General features: G+C 63.0%; 8 protein-coding genes. 7 read left to right on the top strand and 1 reads right to left on the bottom strand.

Annotated elements, in window-relative coordinates:
* Nucleotides 1-7 precede the first annotated feature (7 nt).
* Nucleotides 8-670: a TetR/AcrR family transcriptional regulator gene (locus tag P2081_RS01460; RefSeq protein WP_278921095.1), complete on the bottom strand. Its 663-nt coding sequence runs from the start codon at nt 668-670 to the stop codon at nt 8-10.
* An 80-nt stretch (nt 671-750) separates the two neighbouring features.
* On the opposite strand from P2081_RS01460, the gene P2081_RS01455 reads away from it, so the two are divergent.
* From P2081_RS01455 to P2081_RS01425, 7 genes are all read left to right on the top strand, one after another.
* A complete protein-coding gene (locus P2081_RS01455; protein WP_278921094.1) occupies nt 751-2,097 on the top strand; it encodes a flavin-containing monooxygenase in 1,347 nt (448 codons plus the stop codon).
* Nucleotides 2,094-2,996, top strand: coding sequence for a bile acid:sodium symporter family protein (locus P2081_RS01450; protein ID WP_278921093.1), 903 nt, complete (start codon nt 2,094-2,096; stop codon nt 2,994-2,996). The genes P2081_RS01455 and P2081_RS01450 overlap by 4 nt, the downstream gene beginning before the upstream one ends.
* Nucleotides 2,993-3,922 carry an SDR family oxidoreductase gene (locus tag P2081_RS01445; RefSeq protein ID WP_278921092.1) on the top strand — a complete coding sequence of 310 codons (930 nt, stop codon included), beginning with the start codon at nt 2,993-2,995 and terminating at the stop codon, nt 3,920-3,922. The genes P2081_RS01450 and P2081_RS01445 overlap by 4 nt, the downstream gene beginning before the upstream one ends.
* Nucleotides 3,919-4,734, top strand: coding sequence for an SDR family NAD(P)-dependent oxidoreductase (locus P2081_RS01440; protein ID WP_278921091.1), 816 nt, complete (start codon nt 3,919-3,921; stop codon nt 4,732-4,734). Before P2081_RS01445 ends, P2081_RS01440 begins: the two co-directional genes overlap by 4 nt.
* A gap of 151 nt (nt 4,735-4,885) precedes the next feature.
* Nucleotides 4,886-6,733, top strand: coding sequence for a non-ribosomal peptide synthetase (locus tag P2081_RS01435; RefSeq protein WP_278921090.1), 1,848 nt, complete (start codon nt 4,886-4,888; stop codon nt 6,731-6,733).
* A complete protein-coding gene (locus P2081_RS01430; RefSeq protein WP_278921089.1) occupies nt 6,730-8,499 on the top strand; it encodes a thiamine pyrophosphate-binding protein in 1,770 nt (589 codons plus the stop codon). Before P2081_RS01435 ends, P2081_RS01430 begins: the two co-directional genes overlap by 4 nt.
* Nucleotides 8,492-13,027 (top strand): non-ribosomal peptide synthetase, encoded by a 4,536-nt coding sequence (locus tag P2081_RS01425; protein WP_278921088.1) that lies wholly within the window; start codon nt 8,492-8,494, stop codon nt 13,025-13,027. The genes P2081_RS01430 and P2081_RS01425 overlap by 8 nt, the downstream gene beginning before the upstream one ends.
* The last annotated feature ends 1 nt before the right edge of the window (nt 13,028 follow it).

Below are 13,028 nucleotides of genomic sequence, written 5' to 3'. Positions count from 1 at the left end.
AAACGCTTTAGGCGCGAAACCCCGCCTCGCAAAAGTCGAGCAGCGCTTCGGTCAGGTCCTCGGCTGTTTCGGCCTGGGACAGGTCGGTGATGCGCCAGCGTGAGGTGCACAGAGACAGCATGGCAGAGACCATAAAGACAAAGCAGGCACTGATTTTCTGTGGATCCGCTTTGGGTAAAGTCTCTGCGATCTCTGCCAGGAATACCCTGGCGGTTGGGTCAAAACAGTTCTGGGCGATCTGTTGCCAGCGTGGATCCGACGACACATGCGCAATCAGGCGCCCATAAGCCGACCAGTGGGCACCACCATGCAGGATCTGGTGGATGAAGGGCGCAAGGAAGCAGTGCAGCACCTGGCGCAGGGGCAATGCCACCTCAGCGTCTGATTGGGCCTGTGCTTTTGCAGCTGCCAACGCCTGTAGTCTGAGGTTGGACAGCTCTTCCGCACGCCTGGCCACCACCGTGGCAAACAGCGCTGCTTTGCTGCCGCCGTGATGGCTGACCAGCGCCCCTTGCACCCCGGCAGCGCGCGCGATGTCACGAATCGACGCCCCTTCAAAGCCACGGTCTGCAAAGAGCTGTTCGGCTGCATCAAATATTCGGTCTCGGGTGGCGAGAGAGCGCTGGCTTGGCGCGCGTTTGCGCTGATTTTCGGGTACTTTTTCTGTCATGTCAGAATTACCTTGCCCTATTTTTAACAGTCGTTCAATCTAAATAGGTATCCAGCGGGTACCATTTGGGAGGATGATGAATGACGGCAGGGCCAGAGGCAGCGCAGGACAGCGCTGTCAGAGCAAAATATGCGCTGATCGGAGCCGGGCCAATGGGGCTGGCCATGGCCAAGGTGCTGAAGCAACAAGGCATTCCCTTTCAGGGATTTGAACTGCATTCAGATGTGGGTGGCCTGTGGGACATCACGGCACCGCGCTCTACCATGTATGACAGCGCGCATCTGATTTCGTCCAAGACAATGACAGAGTTTGCCGATTTCCCGATGGATGAGGGAGTGGCCGAATACCCGTCGCACCGCGAAATGCGCCGATATTTCCGCGATTTCGCCCGGCATTTTGATCTCTATCAGCATTATGCGTTTTCCTGCGAAGTGCTGTCCTGTGTTCCGCTTGGGGCTTCGGGGGCGGGCTGGCGCCTGACCTGGCGCGATGGAACTGGGGCAGAACATAGCGATGTTTTCGCCGGTGTTCTGATCGCCAATGGCACCCTGGCCGAACCCAATACCGTGCAGTTCAAGGGCGACTTCAGCGGTACACAGATCCATTCTGCCCAGTATCGTGATCCGCGCCAGTTTGCCGATAAACGGGTGCTGATCGTCGGCGCAGGCAATTCCGGCTGCGACATTGCTGTCGATGCGATCCACCATGGCAAAAGCTGCGATATCTCTATGCGGCGGGGCTATTACTTTGTGCCCAAGTATGTTTTTGGCAAGCCAGCCGATACTCTTGGCGGTGCCATTCGCCTGCCGATGTGGCTCAAACGTCGGGTGGATGGAATGATCCTGAAATGGTTTGTGGGGGATGCGCAGAAATACGGCTTCCCCAAGCCCGATTATGCCCTCTACGAGAGCCACCCAGTGGTGAATTCGCTGATCCTGTTTCATGCCGGTCATGGCGATCTGACGGTGCGCCCCGATATTGATCGGATCAGCGGCAAGACCGTCTATTTCACCGATGGCAGCCAGGGGGACTATGACATGATCCTGACGGCCACCGGATATTTGCTGCACTATCCCTTTATCGACAGGGAGCTGCTGAACTGGCAGGGGGCGGCACCGCATCTCTATCTCAACTGCATGCACCCAGAACGCGATGACCTGTTTGTGCTGGGCATGGTCGAGGCCTCGGGGCTGGGGTGGCAGGGGCGCCATGAACAGGCCGAGATGGTGGCGCGCTACATCACCGGGATTGGCGATAAGGCACCTGCGGCGCAGCGGTTGCAGGCCACCAAAGCCACCGATTTTGCGCGGGCAACAGGCGGTATGCAGTATCTCAAGCTTGCCCGGATGGCCTATTACGTCGACAAGGCGACCTACCGCAAATCCGTCACCGGCTGGATCTCGGCGTTGACGCAGGGGGGCACATGAAGGATCTTGACGCCGTTGTATTGAATTTCAGCGCCTCTAGCCTGCTGCTGATGAATGCCATTCTGGCGATTGTCATGTTCTCGATCGCCCTGGATCTGAAAACCAGTGATTTTCACCGCCTGCTGCGGGCACCAAAGCCGGTCCTGACCGGGTTGATTGCGCAGTTTCTCCTGCTGCCGGGCCTGACCTATCTGCTTATCCTTGCGTTGCAGCCGCAGGCGTCTATTGCGCTGGGGTTGATCCTGGTGGCGGCCTGTCCGGGGGGTAACATCTCTAATTTCATCACCCACAGGGCCGGGGGCAATGCGGCGCTGTCGGTGTCGCTGACGGCCTTTGCCACGGTTGGGGCCATTGTGATCACGCCGCTGAACATTGCCTTTTGGGGGCAGCTATATGCCCCGGCGCAGGCGATCTTGCAGCGGGTGCATATTGATCCGGTGCAGGTGGGTGTCACCGTCTCTTTGATGTTGATCCTGCCGCTGGTGCTGGGCATCGTGCTGAACAATCGCCGTCCTGTCCTGGCCAACCGGGTCAGGCACCTGCTGCAGAACCTGTCGATGCTGATTTTTCTGGCCTTTGTGGTGCTGGCGCTGGCGGCAAACTGGGGGTTTTTTCTGGACTATGCGCAATATGTCGGTGCCCTGGTTGTGGTGCATAATGCCCTTGCTCTGGCGACGGGCTATGGCGCAGCGCGGCTGGCCGGGCTGTCGTCCTATGATCGGCGCGCGATCACCATTGAAACCGGCATCCAGAATTCGGGCCTGGGGCTGGTGTTGATCTTTGGCTTTTTCAACGGGCTGGGTGGCATGGCCGTGGTGGCGGCCCTTTGGGGGATCTGGCATGCTGTCTCTGGCCTATGCCTGGCCCATGTCATATCCCGAACAGAGGCGCAGCTATGACCAAGATTTTGATTACCGGCGCCGCCGGGGATGTGGGCTCGGCCCTGTTGCAGGAACTGGCCGCAAGCCCCTATGAGGTGGTCGCAACGGACCTGTACCGTCCCGCAAACCTCCCAGCGGGCATGCGTTTTGTACCCATGGATGTCCGCGCCGGAGCACCGGGCCTGGTTATGGGGGATGAAAAGCCGGATGTGGTGATTCACCTGGCCTCGATTGTGACGCCAACCAGCCGCGCCTTTGCCTATTCGGTGGATGTCGAGGGCACGCGCAATGTGCTGAATGCCTGTCTCTTCCACCGGGTCAAGCGCCTGGTGGTGACGTCTTCGGGGGCGGCCTATGGCTATCACGCCGACAACCCGATGCCCCTGGTCGAAAGCGACGCGCTGCGCGGCAATGCGGAATTCGCCTATGCCGACCACAAGCGCCAGGTCGAAGAGATGCTGGCCAAGGCCCGCACCGAATCCCCAGAGCTGGAGCAGGTGGTGCTGCGGGTGGGAACAGTGCTGGGCGCGGGGATGGAAAACCAGATCACCGCGCTGTTTCACAAACCGCGCCTGTTGGCGCTTTTTCGCAGCGAGAGCCCCTTTGTCTTCATCTGGACACAGGACCTGGCCCGGGTCCTGAAGCGCGCGATCAAAGCTGCCCCGCAGGGGATCTTCAACGTCGCTGGCGATGGAAGCCTGGGCGTTTCCGATCTGGCGCGGGCGTTGAACAAGCCGGTTCTGCGCTTGCCGGCCTGGGGGGTGAAACTGGCGCTGGCGATTGCGCACCCGTTGGGCCTGTCGCGCTATGGCCCGGCGCAGGTGCGCTTTTTGCAATACCGGCCGGTGCTGGACAATACCAAGCTGAAGCGGGATTTTGGCTATGTGCCAGAGCTGACGAGCGCCGAGGTTTTTGCGCTGTGGCAAAAGGCCGCCGGGCTATGAGCGTGCCAGATGGGCCGGGAAAGACTGCTGTCATCACGGGCGGCGCGGGCGGGCTGGGTCTGGCACTGGACGCAGGCCTGCGGGCACGTGGCTGGTCGACGGTGCTGATTGACCTGCCGGGGCCGCAATTGCAGGCGCTGGCCCCATTGCCCAACCGCCGGACCTATGGCTGCGATCTGACTGATCGGGTGCAGCTGCGTCGCCTGTGCCAAGAGATTAGCAGCACCCAGGCGTCGATTGATCTGGTGATCTATAATGCTGGCATCACCTGGATTGGTGCCAGCGCTGATCTCAGCGATGCGGCCCACAGAAAGGTGTTCGACATCAACTATTTTGCCGCCACTGATATGGCGCAGGCGCTACAGGCGGATCTGCGGCGGGCGGGCGGCACCCATCTGGCGATTTCCTCTGTGGCGGGATTTTGCCCGCTGTACCACCGTACCGCCTATGCCGCTAGCAAACACGCGCTAGAGGGGTTTTTCAAATCCCTGCGCTGCGAGGAAAAGCCATTTGGCGTGCGGGTGGTGATTGCTGCGCCCAGCTTTATCGCCACCAACCTTGGCCGCCCAGAGGTCGCAGATGCACAGACGCAGGCAGCAGTGGCAGGCCATAGTGGCATCGCCCGTCCCGGATCCGCAGCGGATGGGATGGACTATATGAGCCCGGAAAGCGCGGCGCAGCATATCCTGACAGGGCTGGACCGGCGGCGCGATTTCCTCCCCGTCGGCCGTGTCGCCCGCCTCTCGGCGTTGCTCAACCGGTTTTTCCCCCGGATTTTTGCGGCGGTGATGACAGGCAGGATCGCGCGGTGACCAACCACAGGCGAGGGGCGCCCCCCCTGGCGGCGCGCTCTTTGCGGCAGGCGAGCTGCGTCTTGCTTTATGTGGACGGGCAGAATACTTCTCATTTTTGTTTAAATTAGACTATTGATTTGGCATTGTACCGGACTTTTGAGGGACACCCGTGATACATTTTGGAGCCCAGTTGCGGGCGGGGCTGATGCGGCGGGCCGACCTGCCAGCCCTTATTTGCAATGATCTTGGCCCGCTGAGCGGCACCACTTGCCTTGCGGCGATGGATCAGGTGCGCGCGGGCCTTGCCGCTGCCGGTCTGCCAGCAGGCAGCCGTATTGCCATCATTGCCCCCCAGCCGCGCCATGCGGCACTTGCCTTTGTGGCCTGCCTGCAGAGCCATGTGGCAGCGCCGCTGAACCCCGACTATACGCGCGATGAATTTCTATTTTACCTCAAGGATCTGCAGCCCGGTCTGGTGCTGCTTGGCGCGGGCGCAACGGCGGCGGCCGAGGCGGCTGTTGCCAGCTGTGGCCTGCCCAGCTTGCGCCTCGGGGATGAGGTGTTTCAAGCCGCGCCACAGGTCACAGCAGCCCAAAAGGTCAGCCAGATCGGGGCGGTGGGTGGCAATCTGCCTGCGCTCTCGGCGGCTGATGCACCGGGGCTGATCCTGCATACCTCTGGCACGACGGCGCGCCCCAAGATGGTGGCCCTGTCCCAGGAAAACCTTGCCAGCTCCAGCGCCAATATCGCAGAGTCGCTGCGGTTGAACGATGAGGATATTTCGCTCTGTGCTATGCCGCTGTTTCACATCCATGGCCTGATGGCCTGTTTGGGGGCGGCGCTTGTGGCGGGGGGCGCTGTAGTTCTGGCCGGGCGGTTCCAGCCAGAGCGCTTTGTCGACTGTCTGCTGCGGCATGGGCCCACCTGGTTTTCGGCCGTGCCGACCCTGCACCTGGCGCTGATGCATCATCTTGATCAGCGCGCCGCGCCGATGGATCATGCCCTGCGCTTTATCCGCTCTTCTTCGGCGCCGCTGCCGCCCTCGGTCATCGCCCGGCTGGAGGGCTATTTTGAGGCGCCGGTGATCGAGGCCTATGGCATGACCGAGGCAAGCCATCAGATCGCCAGCAACCCCTTGCCGCCTGCGGTGCGCAAACCCGGCACCGTGGGGCAGGCCTTTGGGACATCTGTTGCTATTCTGGATGACCAGGGCACCGCCTGCGCTGCTGGCGTGGTTGGCAATGTGGTGATAACCGGCGCAGGCGTCACGCCCGGCTATGTCGAAAACCCAAGCGCCAATCTGGAGGCTTTTCAGCCGACGGGTTTCTGGACCGGTGACCTTGGCGCCTTGGATGAGGATGGCTATCTTCGCCTGACCGGGCGGTGCAAGGAAATCGTCAACCGTGGCGGGCAAAAGATCTCTCCGCGCGAAATCGACGAAGCGCTGATTGCTATCCCCGGCATCACTGATGCGGTGGCCTTTGCCCAGCCCCATGCCAGCCTTGGCGAAGATCTGTTGGCGGCGGTCTGTCTGGCGCCGGGCACGGATCTGACAGGCGAAGCGATCCGGTTGCGCCTGTTTGAACGGCTGGTGGATTACAAGGTGCCTAGCCAGATTGCCGTGGTTGATGCGATCCCCGTCGGGGCCACCGGCAAGCGCCAGCGCCTGCAGATGTGGTCTGCCCTGCAGGGGCATTTTTCTGCGCCAATGCGGGCCCCTGTGACGCCTGTTGAAATCATCCTGTGCGAATTTACCGCTGAAATTCTGGGTCAAGAGCGCATAGGCCTAGATGATAACTTCTTTAATTTGGGCGGGAATTCCATTCTGGGTGTTGAACTTTCCGTCACCCTCGGCGACCTGCTTGGCTGCTATATTCCGCCCACTGTGATCTTTCGCCACCCCACCCCGGCAGGCCTGTCCGCATTTGTGCTGGGTCGGCTGAGCGATCAGGATCTGGCACAGCTGGATCAGGTGGTGCGCAGCCTCGCCGAGGTGGACGAGGTCGCAGAGACATGACGGTCGCAATTGACGGGTCCGCGCCTGATCAGCGGGCTGAGGCCGCTGGGAAGCGGGCGGCGCTGTTGCGGACCCGGTTGCAGCAGCGGCAGGCCCCCAGCGGGCATCAAGCCATTGCGCAGGCCTTCCTAAGTGCAGGGATCACCCATGTCTACGCGCTGCCGGGCAACCCGATGTATGCCACCCTTGGCGCCTGTGCCGAAAGCGGGCTTCAGGTCATTGGCTGTCGCAGCCAGTCCGGCGCGCTGAGCGCGGCACTGGCGCATAACTATCGCTGTGGGGCGTTTCGGGCGGTGGCGCTGTGCTCGCCCGCGCCGGGGGTGACCAATTCGATCACCGGCCTGTCTGATGCCAGGGGCAACCACTGGCCCATGGTGTTGATTACGGCCCTGATGGGGAATGCTCCCGATGAAGGCCCCGGCGAGAATGGTGAGCCTGGGCCAGATACCGATGCACATGCCGCCGGACCGCAGGCCAATTTCCAGGATCTTGATGGCGCTGAGATCGCTGCTGCTAGCTGCAAGGCGGTGGTACGGCTCACGGCGCGGGATGGGCTGGCGGCTGGGATCTTGCAGGCGGTGCAGCTGGCGCAAAGCGTCCCTTGCGGGCCGGTCTTTGTCGAGGTGCGGGCGGGCTTGCTCAATCTTCGCCAAACAGATGTGACCCCCGTTCCGTTACCTGCTGCCCCGGCTCAATGCGCTTTGCCGCCGGATCCTGCTGTTGTGGCAGGGGTGGCTGCGGCACAAAAACCGCTGCTTGTCCTGGGCGAGGGGCTGCGCTGGTCCCGACCGCTGACGCCGGATAAGACTCGCCGCCTGCAGGCTCAGGTTGACAGGCTTCAGCTGCCAGTGCTGGCCAGCCCGATGGGGCGTGGTCTCTTGCCGGATCGCCACCCGCGCAGCACCTTTATGGCGAAGGAGAAGGGGCTGGGGAACTGTGACCATCTGCTGCTCTGTGGTGCGGATCTGGATTGGCGCTTTGGCGGCCAGTTCCCGCATTCTGCCCAGGCGCGGATTGACCGAATTCTGCCCGATATTGATGTGTTGCTTGCCCTGCTGGACGCGGTGCCGGAGACCGCGCCCTCTTCGGTGGTTCACCGTAGCGCCTGGGCCGCTGATCTGACCCAGAACCATCTTTCCGCCCTGGCCAGGCTGGGTCGGCAGGCAGATCCCGGCAGCGCGGCGATGCAGATGAACCGGCTCTGTGCCGCCCTGGGCCGGTGGCTGCCCGAAGAGTCGCTGAGCATCATCGACAGCGGCCTCGGGCTGGCGGCGGGGCATCTGCTCTGGCCGGTGCAGCAGCCCTTTTCGCGGATGACCCTGGGGCAGAATGGCACCATTGGCCTGGGCATTCCCTTCGCCTTGGGCAGCGCAATGGCGCAGCAGGACCAGGATGCAGACCGTGCAGTTGTGGCGCTGGTGGGGGATGTCGGTTTTGGGCTGTCGTCAAGCGAGTTGGAAACCGCTCGCCGACATGGCGCTCGCCTCGTTGTCGTGGTGGCGGATAATGGCGGTATCAATGGCCGCGCCTTTCAGGACAATTGGTTCCCGGGTGAAGGCAGCCCGGATGTGCTGCGCTATCATCAGCAGGTGGATTATGCCGCCATTGCGCGTGGTTGGGGCGCACGTGCTGAGGTGACCCCGACGCCACAGGCCCTGCGGCAGGCGCTAGGCAGCGCGCTGGTGGCCGAGGGGCCGACAGTGATTTCGGTGCCGATGGCAGAATGTTTCCCACAGGGGCAGACCGAGGAACAGGAAGATGGGTGACGCGCAGGGCTCTTTGCGCCAACGGCTGCGCGGTTTGTTGCGCCAGTCCCGGCGGCCATCGGCAGAACAGATCCGTCGCCCCGCCGGTGATGTGGTGGTGCCAGCGCCGCTGGTGCAGCAAAACTTCTGGTGCCTGGATCAGTTCGCGCCCGGTCAGGGGCTGGCAAACGTGAACCGCGCCTGGCAGATCGAAGGGGCGTTTCAGCCAGAGGCCTGCCATTCTGCGCTACAGCGCCTGACCTCCAAATACGATTGCCTGCGGTGCAGCCTGTTCGAACAGGGCGACGAATTGCAGATGATCGTCAAGGAACACCAAGAGCCAGATTTTACCCTGGTCGATCTGCGCCAGAACGAGACAGAGCTGGCGGCGCGTATGGCGGCTGAAAGCCAGCGGCCCTTTGCTGATGGGGTGGGGCCCTTGCTGCGGCTGCGGGCCTATCGGTTGGCAGATCAGCGCTGGCTGCTGCATCTGGTCTATCACCACGCCATCCTGGACGGCTGGTCGCTGACCCAATTCTGCCAAGAGCTGGGGCAGCTCTATGCCCAGGATGCCGAGGCGGATCTGGTGCCGCAGCGCCCGGCCTATGATTTTGCCGATCACGCCAAAGCGGCGGGCCAGGTGGGCAAAACCCCGACCGCGCGGTCGGCATCCCAATCGGGCCTGCAACTGCCCTATGACTACGCACCGCCTGCGGTGCCGTGCTATCAATGCAAATCCACGCCGGTAACAATTAATGCCGCCAGCCGCGCCGCCGTAGAGAGCCTGGCCGCAGAGCTGAGCCTCTCGCCGGGGGCGGTGTTGCTGGCTGCCCTGCGTCTGGCCCTGTTCCGGATTTCGGGGCAGCGCGATTTTTGCCTTGCCAATACAATGATGAACCGCAATGCGCCGGGCCTGCACTCCATGCTTGGTGCCTTTGTTCAAAGCCTGCCAATTTGCACTGCTCTGCCGCGCGGGATCAGTTTTGCACAGCTTTGCCAGGGGGAGCAGGTCTCTCTGACCGAGGCCCTCATAGGTGCAGAAGACCGGAACCAAGACCAGCCCCCCGCGGAGGTCCCCTGTAACGTTCTGCTGAACTATCGTGGCTTTGCCACTGGTACGCTGGCCCTTGCGGGCTGCGAGGTCAGCCCATATGCGCAGGCCAGCAGTGCCAGCCCCTTTGCCTTGGTGCTCAATCTTGAAAATACCGCGACTGGCTATAGGGGCGAGTTGCTGTGGCAGGCAGCGCGCTTTGAGGCAGGAACCTGTGGGCGGATCGTGGCGCAGATCCTGGCCAGCCTTGCCGCTGGGCTAAAGGCGCCAAACGCGGCGATTGACGAGGATGCGGCTGAAATAGCCGCTGCCGGTTCCTGCTCTGCTCTGCCTGGCCCGTTGTTCAGCCCGTCGTTCAGCCAGCCGCCTGCTGCGACGCCTGACGGCCCGGTCCCCGCAGTGGGGCAGTTGCTAGAGCAGGCCTTCGCTCGCTGGCCAGAGCGCCGCTCGCTACGCATGACAGGCGATGATTCCGCAGCGCAGCCCTGGCGCTACCGCGATCTGGATCTTGCCAGTGCCGCCTGGGCCAATGCTCTTTTGCAGGCGCCGGGTGGGCCTGGGGATCTGGTGGCGCTGGCGCTGCCACGGGGGGCGGAATTCGTCGCGGCGCTGATTGGTATCCTGCGCAGCGGGCGCGCCTTTTTGCCCCTGTCGCCGCAGGATCCGCCAGAGCGGTTGAAACGCATTTTGCACAGTGCCCAACCCAGCCATGTGATCGCCGAGGCGGGGCTGGCGCAAGCGCTGGGGGTGGCGCCCCTATTGCCCCTGCCGCCAGAGGCAGACGGGGCGGCGATGGCGGTGCCCTTTGTCCGACGTGAACCCGAGGATCTGGCCTACGTGATGTTCACCTCCGGTTCTACCGGGGTGCCAAAGGGCGTGGCCATCCCGCATCGCGCCCTGGCCAACCACCTGGCCGGAACCTGCGCCGTCTTTGCGCCCCAGCCGGGGGATCGTCTGCTCTCTGTCAGCAGCACGACCTTTGACAGCATCCTCCATGAGGTGCTGTTCCCCTTGGTGAGCGGCGGTGAACTGGTGATGGTGCCAGAGGCGCTTCGCCGTGATCCCTGGCACCTGTGCGACAGCCTGAAACGCAGCGCGCCACATCATTTCTTTGCCACCCCCTCGCTGTGGCGCATGCTGCTAGAGGCCGGGTTGCCGAGCCTGCCGCACCTGCAGGCGCTGATCGGCGGCGAGACGATGAGCCCGGCGCTGGCTGCGCGGATCCTGCCACAGGTGGGGCGGCTCTATAATGTCTATGGCCCGACCGAGGCCACGGTCTTTACCACCTGGAAACAGGTGCTGCCTGCGGCCTGTGAGGGCGCGGACAGGCGTCCTGTCGGCTCTGATCTGGGGCAGCCATTTCCAGGCTATAGTGTTGCCATCATGGATGAAAATGGCCAAACGACCTGGCCTGGTGCCATGGGAGAGATCTGGATTTCAGGTCCCGGGATCGCAACCGGGTATTACGGGGATGCAGAACGTAGTGCCCAAAGCTTTGTCTCCACCGGTCTAGCATCTGGCGAGGAAGTGCAGGGGCGCCGCTGGTATCGCAGTGGCGATTTGGGGCGGCTGCAGCTGGAACCGGGTTCTGGGGGGCAGCAGCTTGCCTATCTGGGGCGACTGGATGACCAGGTTAAAATCAGCGGCCAGCGGGTCGAACCGGCGGAGATTGAAAACCTGATCCAGACCAGTGGCCTGGCCTCGCAAGCTGCGGTCGTCGCCGCCGGAGAGGCCGGGCGCAGGGTTCTGGTTGCCTTTTATGTCACCCAGAACGGCAGCGCCGATATGGATGCGGGCCGGGCGGGCGATGCAAACGCAGCCCTGCGGCACCATCTTCAGGCCAATCTGCCCTCGACCTGGGTACCGGGGCTGCTGCTGCCCTGCGCCAGCCTGCCGCTGAATGGCTCGGGTAAAATCGACCGTGCCGGGCTGTTGCGCCAGGCGCAGGAGGCGCTGAAGGGGCAGGGGCAAAGCCCGTCGCTGGATCCTGATTTGGCCCCTGTGGTGATCCAGGCCTGGGAACAGGTCTTGGGCCGTATGCCGACAGGTGACAGGCAGGATTTCTTTGCCTCTGGCGGAACCTCGCTGTTGATGATCCGGCTGTTGGCGCTGATCCGTGCGCGCACCGCCTGCCATCTGCCAGTGGCCGAAGCCTTTGGCGATCCGACCCCGGCAGGCTTGACGGCCCTGTTGGATGCGGCTGCGCCGCTTGATCTGCATGAGGCGCTGATTTGTGCCAGGCAGGGGGGGGCGGCAGATCCGCTGGTGATGCTGCCCGGTCTGGTGGATACGGGGCCAAACCTGACGGATCTCTTGGCGCATGGGCCGCCGGATCGTAGCGTCTATCAGCTGCAGCGGTCAGCAACCCTTGTGTCTGATGCAAAAGTCAGTTTTGCCGATCACACCCGCTATTTCGCCAAGGTCTTGCACCAGGGCTTTGCGGCTGATGGGCTGCATCTGGCCGGGTTTTCCTATGGCGGAGCCGAGGCCTTTGAAACGGCGCGCCAGCTGGTGGCGCTCAAGGCGCCGCCTGCCGGGCTGACGGTCATTGATCACGGGCTACGCTATTATAGGCCCCAGCCGATCAATCCCACCTGGACGGCCGCTTCGATTGCGGCAGAGACCCGGCGCCGGGCGCATGGGCTGCGGGTGTTAAACGCAAATATGAGCCTGGTGCGGGCAGAACGCCCGGGCCTGGTGTCGCTGGCAATGATCGCCCTCGGCTGGGAGGATTTTGTCAGCGGTGAGGTTGCCGTGCATGTGCTGCCCGGTGGGCATGCCGACATGCTGCATGCGCAGGCCGCGCAAACCATGCAGGTGATCAGCGGCCAGGTGCAGCCAGAGTTCCTGGTTGCCAGCTTGCCGGGGGCGGCTGATCGGCGGCGGGTCGTGCGTCTGATCGCAAAGAGAAAATACAAGGCGGCGCATGATGTGATTTGTGGGGTCAGCCGCGAACATGCGCACCACCCCTGGTCGGTTCTGATGGCGGATCGATTGGGTCGGCAGCTAGGGCGGGATCCTGATGGGCTGTTGTCAGACTGGATTGAAACGGTCCCCGAGGCGGTGCCGCCGGGGGTGCCGGAACTGGCTTGGCACGCGGGCCGTGCCGAGGTGCAACTGCGGCTGGGGGCTAGGGAAGAAGCGCTGCACACGCTGCAATCGGCGCGGGCCTGCGTGGCTGCAGCGGTCAACGTGGCAGGGCGGGGCGATGCGCGCACCGCGGCCCCCTCCGGCGCGATCATCCGCAATCTTGAGGTCTGCTATGGCGATGTGCTGCAACAGCTAGGTCGGTTTGAAGCAGCAAGCGCGGTGCTGGAAACTGCCGCTGACCAATATGGCTATACGCCCAGGATCTGGCGGCTGCTGGGGCTGAGCCTGGCGAAACAGCAACACTACGCCAAGGCCTTGCCGCTGTTGCAGCGGGCGGCGGTCGCCCCCAAGGTAAATGAAGAGGTGCAAACCTGGCTGGCCCGCGCGGTGCAGGCGGTTGAGGGCTGAC

Origin of the sequence: Pseudophaeobacter profundi (assembly GCF_029697505.1) — a bacterium.
GTDB lineage: Bacteria > Pseudomonadota > Alphaproteobacteria > Rhodobacterales > Rhodobacteraceae > Pseudophaeobacter > Pseudophaeobacter profundi.
Note: the sequence above shows the minus strand (reverse complement) of the source record. Positions and strands in the feature narration are given on the sequence as shown.